This window comes from Kaistia defluvii (assembly GCF_026343955.1).
Taxonomy (GTDB): Bacteria; Pseudomonadota; Alphaproteobacteria; order Rhizobiales; family Kaistiaceae; genus Kaistia; species Kaistia defluvii.
Window position 1 is genome coordinate 102,029 of sequence record NZ_JAPKNI010000008.1, and the last position, 16,791, is coordinate 118,819.

The following is a 16,791-nucleotide window of genomic DNA, read 5'->3' on the forward strand; positions in this document are numbered from 1 at the left end:
CCTTCTTGAAGGCGCCGCCGCTCTCGGTTGCGCCCGCATTCTGGAGCCGACAATGGGCCTTCGCTTTGCCGTCGATACGGGCGGCACGTTCACCGACCTGATGGTCGCCACGGAAGATGGCGTTCTCAGCATGCACAAGGCGTCGACGACGCCGTCCGATCCGGTTGCCGGGGTGATCGACAGCCTGCGGATCGCTGCCGAGGCGGCGGGCGAGGACCTGCACAGCTATCTGGGTCGCGGCGAGATCCTCGTCCACGGCACGACGCATGCGATCAACGCCATCGTCACCGGCTCGACCGCCCGCACGGCCTTCCTGACGACCAAGGGTCACCCGGATACGCTGGTTTTTCGCGAAGGCGGGCGCATCGAGCCGTTCAATTTCACGGTGCCCTATACCGAGCCTTATGTGCCGCGCGCGCTGACCTTCGAGGTGCCGGAGCGCATCACGGTCAGCGGCGCGGTCAAGACGCCGCTCGACGAGGCGGCCGTGATCGGGATCCTGGCGAAGCTGAAGGCGGAGGAGGTCGAGGCGATCGGCGTGTCGTTCCTGTGGTCGGTGGTCAATCCGGCGCATGAACTGGCCGTCGGCGCGCTGATCGAAAAGCACCTGCCGGGCGTGCCCTATACGTTGTCGCACGAGATCAACCCGTCGATCCGCGAATATCGCCGCGCCTCGTCGACCTGCATCGACGCCTCGCTGAAGCCGGTGATGGGCGCCTATATGCGCGGCCTCGAGCAGCGGCTGCGCGACGCGGGCTTCGAGGGCCGCGTGCTCGTCGTCACCTCGCAGGGCGGCGTGATGGATGCGGCGCGGGTTGCCGAGGCCCCGGTGCATCTGATCAATTCCGGACCGAGCATGGCCCCGGTCGCCGCCAAGGCCTATGGCGCCGACGACGCGGCCGAAACCCTGATCGTCGGCGATACCGGCGGCACCACCTTCGACGTCTCGCTGGTGCGGCGCGGCCGCATTCCGCGCAGCCGGGAGACCTGGCTCGGCCAGCCCTTCCGCAGCCACATGACCGGCATGCCCTCCGTCGACGTGAAGAGCATCGGCGCCGGCGGCGGTTCGATCGCCTGGGTCGATGCGGGTGGCCTGCTTCATGTCGGGCCGAAGAGCGCCGGCGCGGTTCCCGGCCCCGTCTGCTACGGCCGTGGCGGCACGCGTCCGACCCTGACGGATGCCTCCGTGGCGCTCGGCTTCATCGATGCCGAGTTCTTCCTCGGCGGCAAGATGGCGCTCAACAAGCAGGGCGCGCTCGACGCGATCCGCACCGACGTGGCCGAGCCCCTCGGCAAGACGGTCGAGCAGGCGGCCGAGGTGATCGTGGCGCTGGCGACCGAGCACATGGTCCAGGCGATCATGGACATCACCGTCAACCAGGGCATCGACCCGACCCAGGCGACTTTCGTCGCGGGCGGCGGCGCCGCCGGCATCAACTGCGTGGCGATCGCCCGGCGTCTCGGCTGCAAGCGCGTGCTGGTGACGGAAGCCGGCGCCGCGCTTTCAGCCTCCGGCGCGCTGATTTCCGACCTGACCGCGCACCAGCAGGCCATGTTCCATTCGCGCAGCGACAGCTTCGACGTCGACGGCGTCAACAGGGTGCTGGCCGGCCTCAAGGCTTCTTGCGACGCCTTCGCGGCCGGCCCCGGCGCCGGCGCCAAGGCGGTCGAGATCGATTGGTCGACCGAGGCGCGCTACATGGACCAGGCCTGGGAAATCGAGGTCCCGCTCCGGGTGCCGAGCTTCGTCGGCGGCGATGACGTTCGCACGCTGGTCGCCGATTTCCACCAGATGCACCAGGACATCTTTGCCGTCAGCGACGACAAGGCGGAGATCGAGACCGTCAGCTGGAATGCCGAGGTGCGCTGCCGGATCGGTTCCGGCGTACCCGGCCGCCTCGCGGCCGACAGCCGCCCGGCCAAGCTGCCGTCGCGCCCGGTCCGCTTCCTCGGCACCGACTGGATCGACGCCGATGTCTGGCGGCTCGAATCCATCCCGGAAGGCCAGCCCTTGCTGGGCCCGGCCATCGTCGAATCCGATTTCACGTCGATCGTCATCGATCCCGGCGCAAAGGCCTGGCGCGACGGATCCGGCAACCTCGTCATCGAAGTCTGAGCGGAGAGAGACCCATGTCCGACACCAACAAGATGGATGGCTCGACGCTCGCGGTGCTGACCGCCCGCTTCGAGGGCATCGCCCGCAAGATGGCGAACACGCTGCACCGCACCGGCCGCTCCGGCATTCTCACCATCGCGCGCGATTTCTCCTGCGTGGTGCTGACCGCCAAGCACGAGCTGCTGGCCACCGCCGAAAGCCTGCCCAACCACGTGCTGCGCGGTCCCGACATCATGTCGCGCACGATGACCGACAACCATCCCGTGCTGAAGCGCGGCGACGCCTTCCTGCACAATTCGCCCTATCACGGCTGCACCCATCCGGCCGATCACTCGATCCTGATCCCGATCATCGACGAAGAGGGCGTGCATCGCTTCACCGTGCTCGCCAAGGCGCACCAGGCCGATTGCGGCAACTCGCTGCCGACGACCTATATGGGCGCGGCGCTCGACGTCTATAATGAGGGCGCGCTGATCTTCCCGGCCGTGAAGGTGCAGGACAACTACCAGCACGTCATGGACATCATCCGCATGTGCCAGATGCGCATCCGCGTGCCGGACCAGTGGTGGGGCGATTATCTGGCGACGCTGGGCGCTGCCCGCGTCGGCGAGCGCGAGATCCTGGCGCTCGGCAGGGAAATCGGCTGGGACCGGCTGGAGGATTATTCGCAGCAATGGTTCGACTACAGCGAGAAGCGGATGATCGAGGTGATCCGCGCGCTGCCCAAGGGCCGCGTGACGCGCACCAGCACGCATGACGCTTTCCCCGGCACGCCGGCGGAAGGCGTGACCATCAAGGCGACGGTCGAGGTCAAGCCGGACGAGGCGATGATCGAGGTCGACATGACCGACAATCCCGACTCAATGCCGAACGGGCTCAACCTGTCGGAGGCCTGTTCGCTGTCGGCGCCGATGATCGGCATCTTCAATTCAATCGATCACACCGTGCCGAAAAATGAAGGAAGCTTCCGCCGCATCAAGATCCACCTGCGCGATGGCTGCGTTGTCGGCCGGCCGCGGCATCCGACCTCCTGCTCGGTCGCCACCACCAATATTGCCGATCGCGTCGCCAATCCGGTCCAGGCGGCTCTGGCCGAACTCGCCGATGGCCTCGGCCAGGCCGAGACGGGTGCGCTGATCCCGCCCTCCTGCGGCGTGGTTTCCGGCGTCCACGACGGCAAGCCCTTCGTCAACGAGGTCTATCTCGGCTGCACCGGTGGGGCGGGCACGCCCTGGACGGATGGCTGGCTGACCATCCTGCATGTCGGCAATGCCGGCATGTGCTACCAGGACTCGATCGAGATCGACGAGCTCCGCCATCCGATCTTCGTGCATGAGCGGCGGCTGATCGCGGATTCGGAGGGCGCGGGCCGCTTCCGGGGCGCGCTCGGCGCTATTCGGAATTCGCGCCGGTCGATTGCTCGATGACGGTCGCCTATGTCAGCGACGGCAACGTCAATCCGGCGCTCGGCACCCGCGGCGGCCTGGCGGGGGCGACCTCGGCGCAATATCGCCGCCTGGCCGATGGCACGCTGCAGCCGGTCCCGGCCTGTGCCGAAGTCGTCATCGGTCCGGATGAGACCATGGTCTCGATCAGCGGTGGCGGCGGCGGCTACGGCCATCCGCACGAGCGCGATCCGGCCCGCGTCCTGCACGATGTCAAGGAAGGCTGGATTAGCCGGGACCGGGCGGCCTCGGTCTATGGCGTCGTGCTGACGGACGACAACCGGATCGACGCCGAACGGACCGCCGAGGCAAGGCAGGCGCTGCTTCCTGCCTAGCGTTTTCGCGAAGAAATGCTGGATCGCGCAACGAAAACGCGATCCGGCAATCCGTCATGCCCGTTCGGTGCGCCGGGCGGGCCGACCGGTCAGCGCGGGGCAGGGGCGGGACGAATGGGGTGAGGGCAGGCGCCTTGTCCACGACGACGACGCCGGCATGGGCCCGCACATCGCCGACTGGGGCGTGCCGCATATCCTGGTCAACAATGCCGGCAGCGATTCCAAGCCCAATGGCTCGGCTGGGGCGGGTTTCCGGGGCATGCGCATCCCTGGATTCGCGGCTCGCGACGGCGAGTTGATGGACATCACCACCAATGGGCCTGTCCTCATGCGCGATATTACCGAGAGCGGTGATGCAGCAACGCGCCCCATCCCGGTCGGAAGCACTCTCGATACGGCAGCTTGAAAGCGGACATGTTTCTAGGCTGTCGCAAGCGATTTGCCTCCACAAGACACCGCTTCAGAGGCAGCTTCCTGCTGGGCAATTGCGCCGACGGTCTTGGGTGGGGCAGACTTCTGTCTGCAACCCCGCCCATGCGATGTCCGCCGCGTCCCGAGTGGCAGGACCTGTTCCCGTAGTTACGGTAGATCAGCGCGCAATAGAGTCTCTGTCGACGTGATACAAGGCGACAGCGTTATTCTCAAAAATATCCGCCATCTCCGTGAGGCCGAAATGTCTGCTGAGAAGCGCCCGGGCAGTGTCGTGGACCTCGTCATAGCTGGCGACGAGCGTCGCTACCGGCCAGTCGCTGCCGAACATCAGCCGCTCCGGACCGAAGATACTTGCGACGTGATCAACATAGGGGCGCAACTGATCCAACGTCCAGCCATCTGGCGAGGCCTCCGTGACCATACCGGAGACCTTGCAGGAGACGTTCGGAAACGCCGCAATCTCGGCAATACGCTCGCGCCACGGATCCAGATTTCCCGCTGCGATCTCCGGTTTGGCGATGTGATTGACGACGGCACGCAGCCCCGGTGTCGCCGCCAGTGCCTTGGCCACATGCGGTAGGTGCCGTGTGAAGGCAAGGATGTCGAAAGCGAGCCCTGCTTCGGCGACGTTCTGGAGATGCTTCAGGACTCGCGGGCGCAGGATGAAGTCGTCATCCTCCAACTCCTGCAGCATGGGGCGTAGACCCACGAAATAGGGATTTGTCCGATAGTGCGCCAGCCGCTCGGGAAAGGCTGCGTCATCCATGTCGAGCCAACCAACCACGCCCGCGATAAAGTCCGTATTCTCCGCCAGATCCAATAGGAAATCGGTCTCTGCTTCTGTCTCGGCCGCCTGCACGACGATGGTCCGCGTGATCCCGGTTTGCGCCATCAGTGGCCGCAGATCATCGGGCAGGAAATCACGCAGCAAGGGGGCTACATGCGGCCCCATCCAACCATAATCGCCACGAGCGATCTTCCAGAAGTGCTGATGACTATCGAGCATGGCAGGCGCTTTCCTGGATGGAGATAGAAGAACAGTCGCTCCGTCTCGTTCGGCCCCTTCAGACTTCAGAGACGAAGCAAACCCTCGCGCAGCAGGGCGCGGTCTTACAAGCGGCGCTCGCCGCTCGCGATGACGGCATAGGCATCGCGCATTCGCTCGACGAATGTCGCCGGGGCCATAATCTCGATGCCGTTCGACCTGCCTTCGGCAGGGTCCGCGCTGGCCTGGAAAGCGTCATAGATGGGCTTCTCGACGAAATCGTAGAGCGGGAAGACTGTCGGAATGGCATCGAGCAACCCCGTCGCCGCAGTGCCTGGCAGATCGATCAGCCGGGTGGCGACGTTGCCGGCGCCAAAACTGGCGCCGGTGATGACGATCTCGTTGCCATGGCCCCTATCGTCGAGCGGCGCGAGAAGGGTGCCGTTCGGCAACGGATCGATAGATTTCAGCATCAGAACTCTTTCAATAGCCGGAATGCATCAATGGGTTCGTAGTTCGCTCGTCGCCGCTCAGAGGTGAGCGCGGGTCTTGCGGCGGGTCCAGACCACGAGCGCCACGCCCGTGATCAGGAGCGCGGCCCTGACGATCTGGCGCTGCGAATCCGTCCAGCCGAGCAATGCGGCACCGCTGAGGAGAGATGCGAGAAGCAGGACGCCGACGAGCGTTCCCATGACATTAGGCTTGCCCATCTTCAGGGCCATGCCGCCCAGGAGCACCGCCGTCAGGCCGTCGATGAAATAGGACGAACCGATATAGGGCTGTCCGGAGGAGAGGTCGGCGGCAAGAATGACGCCGGCGACCGCGGACAGAACGCCGGACAGACAATAGAGAAGAAAGAGCAGGCGGCCGGCCGGAACACCGGCCTCGACCACCGCGTTCCGGTTCTGCTCCATCGCATAGATGTAATGTCCGAACGTCGTGCGGTCCTGAAGCACCAGGGCGATCCCGTAGAGAGCGACGACGAGGATTGCCAGCACCGGCACGATGCCGACATTGGCATTGAGCACGATGCCGACGAAGCCGACCGAGTCAAACGGGATCGAGGTGCCCTTGCCGATCGCCGCGGCGATCGAGCCGGCGAGGCCTCCGGTCGCGATGGTGATCACCAGCGCCGGAAGACGCATGACCGCGACCAGCAGCCCGTTGAGGCAGCCGAAGAGGAGGCCGAAGAGTACCGCCACGGCCGAAGCCAGCGGCCAACCCGCTCCCATCTGGATGAGGCCCGCGACGATCATCGTGCCGAGCGCCGCCACCGACATGAACGAGACGTCGATCTCGCCGGCGGCGATGATCCAGGTCAGGCCCAGGAACATGATCGCCGAGATCGAGGCCGTCCGCAGGATGTCGTTGATATTGGCGGCGCTGGCGAAGCTCGGGCGCATCCAGGAAAAGGCGGCGACGAGCGCGACCAGCAGGAAAAACAGGCCATATCGAACCAGGAAGCGCCGCGCATCGAATCCGCCGCGCGGCGGCCGGGACGCAGTGGAGGACATGACGGCGCTCATGACCGTACCTCGCGCAGGGATGGGGACCGCAGGGGCTTCGCGGGGCGGGCCGGGCGCAAGCGCTTGAGAGCCGCGCTCACCTTTGGATCGAAGGCAGCGATGGCGACAATCAACACGGTCGAAACGATCGCGTCGGAGTAGAAATACGGCACGGCCATCAGGGTGAAGCCGTTCAGCATGGCCGACATCAGCAGCGTGCCGGCAATGGTGGCCGGTACAGAGGCTGCGCCGAACAGCGCTGCGCCCAGATAGACGGCGGCATAGGCCGGCATCAGCAACTGGCTGCCGGCGGTGACATTGGCCGCCCCCGACGAAGCGACCAGCAGCGTGATGGCAAGGCAGGACAGCGCGCCGCAGATCGCAAAGGCGGCCAGCACATAGGCCTTGACCCGGATCCCGGAATAGACGGCTGACACCCGGTTCTCGCCCGTCGCGTAAAAGGCGCGGCCGAAGCGCGAACCATGCAGCACCAGCGCCGCGATGGCGGCCGTCAGCGCGAGGATCGCCACCGGCGCGTCGAGGCCGAAATACTTGGCATCGTTCAGGTCGAGAATTCCCGACATGAAGAAGTTTTTCGAGATCGAGGCGCCATTCGAATAGAAATAGGAGAGGCCGACCGCGACGCCGCCGGTGGCGATGGTGGCAACGATGTCGGGGAGGCGCAGATAGGCTACCGCGATACCGTTCACGAGGCCGCAGGCGAGGCCGACCGCGACCGCGCCGCCAATGCCGACGCCGACGCCGAACTTGCTGGCGATCAGCCATCCGAGCGTCATGGCTCCGAGCGAGGCGACGCCCGGAAACGACAAGTCGAACTGGCGCACGACGATCACGAAGGTCAGCCCCAGCGCGGCCAGTCCCTGCACCGCCATATGGCGCAGCAAAGCGTGGATGTTGTTGCCGGAAAGATAGGCCGGCGTAAGGCTCTGGAAGATTGCCGCCACCACGGCCAGCAGGACGACGAAGGCGAGGATGCGAAGGATGATCGGATTCTTTGCGAGCGGTTTCATGCGGCGCGCGCTCCCATGATGCCGGCGGAGAGAAGTTGATCGCGGCTCGCGTTCCAGCCGCCTGTCTCGACGGGGCGCCCCTTGTAGAGCGCCATCACCCGGTCGGCGAGGCCATGCACCTCGTCGCAATCGGACGACATGACGATGACGCCGGCCCGGCGCGAGAGCTCGCGTATCAGCGTGTAAAGCTTGGCGCGGGCGCCGATATCGACGCCAACGGTTGGCTCGACGAAGATGTAGATGTCTGAAGCGCGGAACAGGCCCTTGGCGATGACGATCTTCTGCTGGTTGCCGCCGGAAAAGGCGCTGACGGGCCGGTCGAGTTCGAAGGGCTGCAGGCCGACGTCGCGGGCGAGCGCCTCGGTATCAAGGCGGTTGCGCCCGAATTTCAGCAGGCCGCCCAGGCGCGACGCACGGCCGAGATGGGCGACGGTGGTGTTGAACACCACGTCCTGCGTCATCGCCAGCCCCTCGGTGCGGCGGTCGCCCGGCACCAGGAAGATACCGGCCTTGAGCGCATCGTGGGGACCGCGGAAGCGAACCTCCTTGCCCTTCACCTGCATCGTGCCTTCATCGGGACGGATCGCCCCGAACAGGGTCTTGGAAAGCTCATCGACACCCGAACCGACGAGACCGAAAATGCCGAGGATTTCGCCGCGCCGCAGTTCGAAATCGACGCCGGAGAACAGGCCGCTGCGGCCCAGACCCCGTGCTGCCAGCAGGACATCGCCCACCGCCTTGCCGTCGCGCTCCGGAAACAGGTCGCCGGCCTTCTCGTCCAGCAGCAGTTCGGGGATCGAGACGCCGCGTTCGGTCGCTTCCTGCGAGGTGAAGGTCGCAACATTGCGCCCGCCCCGGAAAACGGTGAAGCGGTCGGCGATCTCGAAGACCTCCTCCAGCCGGTGCGTGATGTAGATGATGGCGATGCCGGCGGCGCGCAGGGAGCGCATCAACTGAAAAAGCGACGCCTTCTCGCGCTCGGTCAGCGTTGAAGTCGGCTCGTCGAGGATAAGGATACGGGTGTTCTCATTGCGTAGCGCGTGCAGGATCGCGACGATTTCCCGATCGACCGCCGGCATGTCGCCGATCCGCGCCCCAAGGTCGATCTCGATTGGAAAGCGCTGCAGCAGCTTCTGCGCCGCGGCGCGCATGGCCGTGCGGTCAATGCGAGCGAAGAGGCCGGGCTTGCGGCCTTCATGGCCGAGAAAGATGTTCTCGATCCCGGTGCAGTCGGGAACCAGCTCGGGATGCTGCTGGACGGTCGCGACGCCGGCTTCGATCGCCGCACGCGGCGAACCCAATTCGACCGGCTGGCCGTCGATCTCGATCGTGCCTTCATCATGCGTGTAGACGCCCGATAGGATCTTGATCAGCGTCGATTTGCCGGCTCCGTTGACGCCGAGAAGCGCGTGGATCTCGCCGGCCTCCAGCTCGAAATCGACTCCGCCCAGCGCCTTCACCGGCCCGAAGCGCTTATGGATGCCGAGCATCCTCAAAACTCTCGCCATGTATCGCCCTCTTCGAGAATAGGGGCGCGGCGACTGCAAGCCGCCGCGCCGATAGATCAGAGGGCTCGCACCCAGCCGAGTTTGGCGGCTTCGCCGGGCTGGTCATAATTGTCCGGGATCTCGATGTCGGCGAGGCTCTCCTGCGTGACGGCGTAGGACGGCGTGATGACGAAGCGCGGTGCCTTGCGTCCCGCAATCACTTCATGAGCGTAGAACGCGTTCATGTAGGCCATCTCGTAGAAGCTCTGCGCCATGGTCAGCGCGAATGGCGATCCCGCCTGGATGTACTCGAACGACTGCTGGCCGCCGTCGATGCCGGTGATGAAGGTGTCGCGGCCAGCCGCCTTGATAGCGAGCGTGCCTTCCGACGCCGCGCCATCCCAGGCACACCAGATCCCGTCCAGTTCCGCGTTGGCGGTCAGGATGTTGTCAACGACCTGACGTGGCGTCGTGGTTCCACCGAGGGCGAAGGCGATCTCATAGACGACCTGGATGTCTGGATAGCGCGCGAAGACCGACTTGGCACCCAGCGTACGCTGGTCCCACGATTCATTCGAAGGCAGGCTGACCAGGGCGACCTTGCCCTTGCCCTTCAGGCGATCGACGATGTACTGCGCCCCATAAGCACCGAGGCCGAAATTGTTCGACATCGCCGTGGAGGTGACGGTGGTGTTCGGCACGTAGCTGTCGCCGCAGAAGATCGGCACGCCGGAAGCAACCGCTGCCTGTACGGCCGGGGCGATCGCGGCGGCGTCGGCCGGGGTAATGAAGATCGCGGCCGGCTTCGACGCCACGAAGGCAGCGATCTGATCCGCCTGCTTCTTTACGTCGTAATTGGCGTCGGCGATGGTCAGGGTGCCGCCCAGGCGGTTGATCGCGTCCTGGTAGCCGTTGACGATGTGGCGGCCGGATTCCCAGACGGTCCAGCCGAGCGAGGCACAGAACTGTGCGTCCTGGGCAAAGGCGCGGCCCGGGCGTGCGAGTGCTGCCGCAACGGTCAGGGCGGCGGCGCCGCTCAGGAAGCCGCGGCGGGAGAGGCGCAGGCGGGCGGCCTGCGGGCTGTTGTCGCCTTCAGATGTCGTCATGGTGTCTTCCTCCCAGGGATTGAGATCGAAATCAGCCTCTCCGGGCTGGTTCCGCAGTTCCGACCACCGGCCGTTCAGCGCGACTGGTGCAGCAGTTCGAGATATTCCTCGCGGCTGGCGATCCGCGGGTTGGTGCCGTGGCAATGGTCCTGGAGCGCTTCGCCGGCGACGCGCTCCATCATCGCTTCGGTCACGCCCATCGCATCGAGACCGGACGGCAGGCCGATCGAGGCCGACAGCTCCGCCATCACGACATCCGGTTCGCCGCCGAGGATTTCCGCCAGCACGTCCCACTTCGCGCCGATCACGTCACGGTTGAAGCGCAGGACGGCGGGGGTCAGCACGGCGTTGAGCGTACCGTGATGGAGGTTCAGCTCGCGCACCGCGCCGAGTGGATGCGTCAGCGCGTGGACGGCGCCGAGGCCCTTCTGGAAGGCCATCGCGCCTTCCAGCGCGCACATCATCATTTGCCAACGCGCATTGCGGTCGGAGCCATCGGCGACGGCTTGGCGGATCGCGACAATGCCGCGCTTGAGACCATCGATCGCGATGGCATCGGCCGGCGGATTGATCGACGGCGCCATGTAGGTTTCGAGACAGTGCGACAACGCATCCATGCCGGTCGCCGCCGTCAGATAAGGTGGCAGGCCATAGGTCAGCTCGGGATCGCAGAGCGCCACCGAGGGCAGCATGTGCGGGCTGACGATGCCGAGCTTGCGGCCCTCGGCGGTGATGATGACCGCGGCACGGCCAACCTCGGAGCCGGTGCCCGAGGTGGTGGGAACGGCCACCATCGGACAGATATTGCCGTGGATCTTCGCAGCGCCGCCTTCGACGGCGGTATATTGCGCGAGTGGGCCTTCATGGCCGGATAGCAGCCGGACTGCCTTGGCGAGATCGATCGACGATCCGCCGCCAAGGCCGACAATGCCGTCGCAGCCCGCTTCGCGATAGAGATCGGCAGCGGCAAGCACCGCCGTTTCGGTGGGGTTCGCCGGCGTTTCCTGAAAGACTGCCGGACGTGCCGGGAAGAGCGCGAGAACCCGGTCGACCAGTCCGCTCGCAACCAGACCGCGATCGGTCACGATCAGCGGACGCGCAACCTTGAGCCCTTCCAGAATAGCCGGAAGTTTCGCCGCCGCGCCTTCGTCGAACTCGATACGGGTCAGATAGGTAATCAGGGCCATCGCGGAGGTGCTTTCGGGTGCTGGAATTCTGGACAAGCAGGTGCTTTCGCAGCTCATGCGAGCCGCGTCCGGTACTGCCTCATGCTGGGATTTGGGTGCGCCTGTCCGTGGGCACGACGCATCCTGCAGCCCGGCTCTATGCCGGTCTGTTTCGTGTTTCCTCCGTCATTTCGGCCTTTGTCGAAACCGGGCAGATGATGTCCTGCGGCAGGGGGAGTGCTTTCCAGCCCTCTCTCCATGCCGTCGCGAAAACGCCCTTGCTTCGCCAACCGATATATGAGTTATTGAAGTCAGACTAATTCGGCGATGTCAACACCCCCTGAAATATCAGGGAAAACCAACAAATTTTGGGAAAATCCCTTTGAATCTGCCAAAAGAGTCCAGCGACCGACCGATCCAGAAGGCTGAGCAGATATATGGGTTGCTGCGCGAGGCCATCGTTCGCCTGGCGATGGTTCCCGGTGCCGCGATCTCGGAAAAGGAGCTCTGCGCGCAGTTCGGCGTCTCGCGGACGCCGGTGCGAGAAGCGCTGAAGCGGCTCGTTGATGAAGACCTCGTCGACGTGTTTCCGCATTCGGGAACCTATGTCAGCAAGATCTCCTACGAGGTGGCGGAGGAAGGCTTCGTCATCCGCCGCGCCCTGGAAATCGAGAGCATCCGCCGGGCGACCCAGTTCGTCAGCGATCCGCAGATCGCGCGCCTCGATGCGCTGATCGCCGAGATGCGCGACATTCTGCGGCGCGGCGCATTGAACGACTACATCGTCGTCGATGACGCCTTCCACTCTGCCATCGCCGAAATCAGCCGTTACCCGCGGATGTGGAAATTCATCAATCTGGTCAAGGCGCATCTCGACCGGATGCGCCAGCTGAGTGCGCCGGTACCCGGCCATCTTGCCGAGGTGACCGAGCAGCACGCCGCCATCGTCCGCGCGCTGGAGCGGCGAAACGCCGATCAGGCCGAACTCGCGATGAAGATCCATCTCGATGCGTCCTTCGCGGTGATGAGCGCGATGTACGAGGACGGCAAATTCTTCAAGCGCAAGGAACTCTGATGCTCGATAGCCCCCCTGAAGCGGCCGGCCAGCGCATCTTCGAGATCATCCTGGCCGCCGCCTCGGGCGAGAAGACCCTGAGCGAAATCCATGACTATGGGGACAATGAATTCGTGCCCTGGCAAGTCGGCGCCGTGATGTGAGGAGGAACTTGGAAGCCGGTCACCACGCCAATCAGAGCCGGCATCCAGGGAGAGGAAAGATATGAGCGATCTCAAAGACAGCTACGACATCGTCATCATCGGCGCCGGTGTCGGCGGCGGCGCATTGGCCAATACGCTGGCAGCCCCCGGCCGCAACATCCTGATGATCGAGCGCGGCACCCGGCTGCCGCGCGAGCCGGACAACTGGAGCGTCGAGGCCGTCTTCCACAAGCGCAAATACGCGGCCAAGGAACAATGGCGCGACAAGAACGGCGCGCTGTTCAATCCCGGCACCTATTACTATGTCGGCGGAAATTCGAAATTCTTTGGCGCCGCGACCGTGCGCTTCCGCAAGGAGGATTTCGAGGACCTGCAGCACGAGGCCGGCGTCGCTCCGGCCTGGCCCGTCTCCTATGCCGAGTTCGAGCCCTACTATGCCCAGGCAGAGCGTCTGATGGGGACGCATGGCCAGGCCGGCCTGGATCCGATCGAGCCGCCGCGAAGCGGGCCCATGCCTTTTCCGGCCATCGGCCACGAGCCCGAGATCGCCTTCTTCGAGAAGAAGCTGCGCGAGAAGGGCCTGCATCCGTTCCCGCTGCCGATTGCGATCGACTATCACACCGGCGGCAGATGCATCCGTTGCGCGACTTGCGATGGCTTCGCCTGCAAGATCGGCGCAAAGGGCGATGCCGAGGTACGGCTCGTCGATCCGGCACTTGCCAAGGGAGGCGTGACGCTCATCACGGAGAGTTATGTGCGGCGGCTGATCACCGATCCCTCGGGCAAGAGGGTCGTCTCCGTTGAGCTGGAGCATGAGGGCCAGGTCCGCACGGTCGCGGGCAAGATCTTCATCTCGTCCGCCGGCGCGATCAACTCCTCGGCGCTGCTGCTGCGCTCGGCCAATGCGAAACACCCGAACGGCCTCGGCAACAACACGTCCGACCAGCTCGGCCGCAATTACATGGCGCATAACAACACGGCGATGATGGCCGTTTCGCCCTTCAAGAAGAACCGCGTCACCTTCCAGAAGTCGATGGCGATCAACGACTATTATCTCGCCAACAAGGAACGACCCTACCCACTCGGCAACGTTCAGGGGCTCGGCAAGCTACAGGCCGGGATGCTGACGGCGAACCTGCGCTGGGCGCCGGAAGCCCTGATGGCGCTGTTCTCAGAACGCAGCGTCGATTGGTGGCTGATGTCGGAGGATCTCCCCGATCCCAACAATCGCGTCAGCGTCGATCCCGACGGCAAGATCCGCGTCGCCTATACTGAGAACAATCTGAAATCGCATGGCGAACTGGTGAAGGTCTGGAGCCGCCACATGCGCTCGCTCGGCTATCCGATCATCATCACGCAGAAGATGGATATCACCGTGGCGATGCATCAGTGCGGAACGGCCCGCTTCGGCAACGATCCGGCGACCTCCGTTCTCGACACCAATTGCAAGGTCTGGGACATCGACAATCTCTATGTCGTCGACGCCTCCTTCCTGCCGTCCTCGACCGGCTTCAACCCCTCGCTGACGATCGTCGCCCAGGCGCTGCGCACCGGCGAGCACCTCTTGAAGGAACTCGGCGAGACCGTTCCGGACGCGACGCAGCCAACCGTCGATGGAAGAGCCGCCGCATAAGGCGCCCAACCGAAAAACACGACCTCTGGAGGAACCAACCATGTCCGCGAAGCGGGACTATACGCGCCTGTTCGACCTGACCGGCCGCAAGGCAATCGTCACCGGCGGTTCGCGCGGCATTGGCCGCGCTCTGACCGAAGCCCTGGCGGCGCAGGGCGCCGACGTCGCCATCGTCGTGCGCTCGTCGATCGATCTGGCGCAGAGCCTCGCCGACGAGCTGAACGCCGAAGGCGGCGACAGCTTCGCCATCCAGGCCGATGTTTCGGTTCCCGCCGATGTCGAGCGCATGGCGCAGGAAATCGAGACGCGCTGGGGCCGGGCCGACATCCTCGTCAACAATGCCGGCATCGTGCTGCCGGGCCATGCCGAAGACTATCCGCTGGAACAGTGGCGGCAGACGCTGAACGTCAATCTCGACGGCGTCTTCCTCGTCAGCCAGGCGATCGGCAAGATGATGATTGCGCAGAAGAGCGGCTCGATCATCAATATCGGCTCGATGTCCGGCCGTATCGTCAACTGGCCGTTCCGCCACGCCGCCTATAATGTCTCGAAGGCGGCGGTCCACATGCTGACCAAGTGCCTCGCCACCGAATGGGCCGAGCACAATATCCGGGTGAACGCGCTGGCGCCGGGCTACATCATGACCGAACTGACCGAGGAAGTTCTGCGCGAGCACCCCGACGTCGTCGCCAACCACTGGGCCAAGGGGGCTGTGATGGACCGCATCGGCACTGTCGACGAACTGGCCGGCTCGGTGGTCTATCTCGCCAGCGACGCCGCCTCCTTCACCACCGGCGAAATCGTCACGGTCGATGGCGGCCTGACGCTGCGCTGACGTCGGAAGTCCACTCTTCGGCCAGCCAATAGGGCCGGAAGCCCTCTCCCGCTTCCGGTCCGGCGCCCTCGAATCATCTCAAATCAATGAAATAACTGGAGTATTCGCCATGTCTCAACGAGGCTACGGGGGACCGCTGCGCTATGTCCAAGGCCCTGGTGTCATCGCGGATATCGGCCGCTATGCCGCGCCTCTGGGTAATTCCGCGCTCGTCGTCCTGGACGGCTTCTTCTGGGACAGCCTGCGGCCGACCCTCGAGGCCAGCCTGACGGCAGCCGGCGTGGAGGCCGATTTCGTTCGCTTCGCCGGCGAATCGTCGGAAAGCGAGATTGAACGCTGCGTCGCGGCCGGACGAACCGCAGGGGCCAGGGCCGTGATCGGCATTGGTGGCGGAAAGGCTCTGGATACCGCCAAGATCACGGCCTTTCATATCGACGCTCGCATCATCACCGTGCCGACGATCGCCTCGACGGATTCTCCGACCAGTTCGATCGGCGTCATCTATTCGCCAGATGGCGTCTATGACCGCGTCGTGCGCTGTGGCCGTAACCCCGATGTCGTGCTGGTCGACAGCGCCCTGATCGTGCAGGCGCCGGCGCGTTTCCTCGTTTCCGGCATGGGCGACGCGCTCTCCACCTTCTACGAAGCGCGCTCCAACATCGAAACGCGTTCGCGCAACTATATCGGAGACGGCTATGCGGCGACCGTTGCCGGTTATGGCATCGCCCGATCCTGCCATGATGTCCTGATGCGCGATGGCCGCGCCGCCTTCGCTGCCGCCAAGGCCGGCCGGCTCACCACGGCCGTGGAGAACATCATCGAGGCCAACACGCTTCTCTCCGGGCTGGGCTTCGAGAATTGCGGCGTTTCCGCCGCGCATGGCGTGCATGACGCCCTCACGGTCCTCGAACCGACGCATCACTTCTTCCACGGCGAAAAAGTCGCCTTTGGCGTGATCTGCCTGCTGGTTCTGGAAAACCGTTCGCCGGAGGAACTGAAGGAAGCCCTCGATTTCTGTGTCGATCTCGGCCTGCCGACGACGCTGGCGGATCTCGGTCTGCAGGACGTGACGGCGACAGAAATGGCGCAGGTCGGCGAGGCGGCGATGCAGCCCTCCAACGTCATCCACTCGGTTCCGGTTCAACTGTCCGCGACGAAGATTACCGATGCGATCTGGACGGCGAGCGCGCTGGCCGAGGCGCAACGGCGCAAGCGCTCGTGACGCCTGCGGCCTTTCGATTATAACTACGTCTGCAACGGACACGGTTCGCCCGATGGTAGGCTTCTGAAGCCAATACCAAGTATTGGGGCGGGCAGTCGGCTGGCCGCTCCCCACCCGCGTGGCGCGTGGCCTGGTCGCCTGAGGCGACGTAAAGTGGGTTTTGGTTTTCCCAGCGAATGGTGCACCGGCGACTCATAGCAGCAGAATTACTCGCTTCGCCGCGCGAAGGCATCGATGATCTACAGGCCGACAGGCAATATCCGTGCGATCCAGAT

The 16,791-nt window shown here is 64.7% G+C and carries 14 protein-coding genes and 1 pseudogene; 8 read left to right on the forward strand and 7 right to left on the reverse strand.

Annotated elements, in window-relative coordinates; translation table 11 throughout:
* Nucleotides 1–52 precede the first annotated feature (52 nt).
* The 3 genes and pseudogenes from OSH10_RS18650 to OSH10_RS18665 all read left to right on the forward strand — a co-directional run bounded on the left by OSH10_RS18650 (nt 53) and on the right by OSH10_RS18665 (nt 4,302).
* On the forward strand, nt 53–2,116 hold the full coding sequence (locus OSH10_RS18650; protein ID WP_266333482.1) for a hydantoinase/oxoprolinase family protein: 2,064 nt from the start codon (nt 53–55) through the stop codon (nt 2,114–2,116).
* Nucleotides 2,117–2,205: 89 nt separating this feature from the next.
* Nucleotides 2,206–3,896 (forward strand): annotated as a pseudogene (locus OSH10_RS18655) (hydantoinase B/oxoprolinase family protein).
* A gap of 157 nt (nt 3,897–4,053) precedes the next feature.
* Nucleotides 4,054–4,302 (forward strand): hypothetical protein, encoded by a 249-nt coding sequence (locus OSH10_RS18665; RefSeq protein WP_266333485.1) that lies wholly within the window; start codon nt 4,054–4,056, stop codon nt 4,300–4,302.
* Between the two features lie 183 nt (nt 4,303–4,485).
* Here the strand turns inward: OSH10_RS18665 and OSH10_RS18670 are convergent, their stop codons facing one another.
* The 7 genes from OSH10_RS18670 to OSH10_RS18700 form a co-directional block, all read right to left on the reverse strand.
* Nucleotides 4,486–5,334, reverse strand: coding sequence for an amidohydrolase family protein (locus tag OSH10_RS18670; protein WP_266333486.1), 849 nt, complete (start codon nt 5,332–5,334; stop codon nt 4,486–4,488).
* A 104-nt stretch (nt 5,335–5,438) separates the two neighbouring features.
* Nucleotides 5,439–5,786 carry an RbsD/FucU domain-containing protein gene (locus OSH10_RS18675; protein ID WP_266333487.1) on the reverse strand — a complete coding sequence of 116 codons (348 nt, stop codon included), beginning with the start codon at nt 5,784–5,786 and terminating at the stop codon, nt 5,439–5,441.
* A gap of 57 nt (nt 5,787–5,843) precedes the next feature.
* The gene (locus OSH10_RS18680) at nt 5,844–6,827 is read right to left on the reverse strand and encodes an ABC transporter permease (protein ID WP_266333488.1); all 984 of its coding nucleotides are present in this window, start codon (nt 6,825–6,827) and stop codon (nt 5,844–5,846) included.
* An 8-nt stretch (nt 6,828–6,835) separates the two neighbouring features.
* Nucleotides 6,836–7,849 (reverse strand): ABC transporter permease, encoded by a 1,014-nt coding sequence (locus OSH10_RS18685; RefSeq protein ID WP_266333489.1) that lies wholly within the window; start codon nt 7,847–7,849, stop codon nt 6,836–6,838.
* Nucleotides 7,846–9,339: a sugar ABC transporter ATP-binding protein gene (locus tag OSH10_RS18690; RefSeq protein ID WP_266333490.1), complete on the reverse strand. Its 1,494-nt coding sequence runs from the start codon at nt 9,337–9,339 to the stop codon at nt 7,846–7,848. Before OSH10_RS18690 ends, OSH10_RS18685 begins: the two co-directional genes overlap by 4 nt.
* A gap of 74 nt (nt 9,340–9,413) precedes the next feature.
* On the reverse strand, nt 9,414–10,442 hold the full coding sequence (locus tag OSH10_RS18695) for a sugar ABC transporter substrate-binding protein (RefSeq protein ID WP_266333491.1): 1,029 nt from the start codon (nt 10,440–10,442) through the stop codon (nt 9,414–9,416).
* A 74-nt stretch (nt 10,443–10,516) separates the two neighbouring features.
* The gene (locus tag OSH10_RS18700) at nt 10,517–11,629 is read right to left on the reverse strand and encodes an iron-containing alcohol dehydrogenase (RefSeq protein ID WP_266333493.1); all 1,113 of its coding nucleotides are present in this window, start codon (nt 11,627–11,629) and stop codon (nt 10,517–10,519) included.
* 361 nt (nt 11,630–11,990) lie between these two features.
* On the opposite strand from OSH10_RS18700, the gene OSH10_RS18705 reads away from it, so the two are divergent.
* From OSH10_RS18705 to OSH10_RS18725, 5 genes are all read left to right on the forward strand, one after another.
* Complete coding sequence (locus tag OSH10_RS18705) at nt 11,991–12,683, forward strand: GntR family transcriptional regulator (RefSeq protein ID WP_266333495.1); 693 nt, start codon at nt 11,991–11,993, stop codon at nt 12,681–12,683.
* On the forward strand, nt 12,683–12,826 hold the full coding sequence (locus OSH10_RS18710) for a hypothetical protein (RefSeq protein ID WP_323181632.1): 144 nt from the start codon (nt 12,683–12,685) through the stop codon (nt 12,824–12,826). Before OSH10_RS18705 ends, OSH10_RS18710 begins: the two co-directional genes overlap by 1 nt.
* Nucleotides 12,827–12,887: 61 nt before the next feature.
* Nucleotides 12,888–14,459 (forward strand): GMC family oxidoreductase, encoded by a 1,572-nt coding sequence (locus OSH10_RS18715; protein WP_266333497.1) that lies wholly within the window; start codon nt 12,888–12,890, stop codon nt 14,457–14,459.
* 40 nt (nt 14,460–14,499) lie between these two features.
* Nucleotides 14,500–15,294 (forward strand): SDR family NAD(P)-dependent oxidoreductase, encoded by a 795-nt coding sequence (locus tag OSH10_RS18720; protein WP_266333499.1) that lies wholly within the window; start codon nt 14,500–14,502, stop codon nt 15,292–15,294.
* 109 nt (nt 15,295–15,403) lie between these two features.
* Complete coding sequence (locus OSH10_RS18725; RefSeq protein ID WP_266333501.1) at nt 15,404–16,516, forward strand: glycerol dehydrogenase; 1,113 nt, start codon at nt 15,404–15,406, stop codon at nt 16,514–16,516.
* Nucleotides 16,517–16,791: the final 275 nt, after the last annotated feature.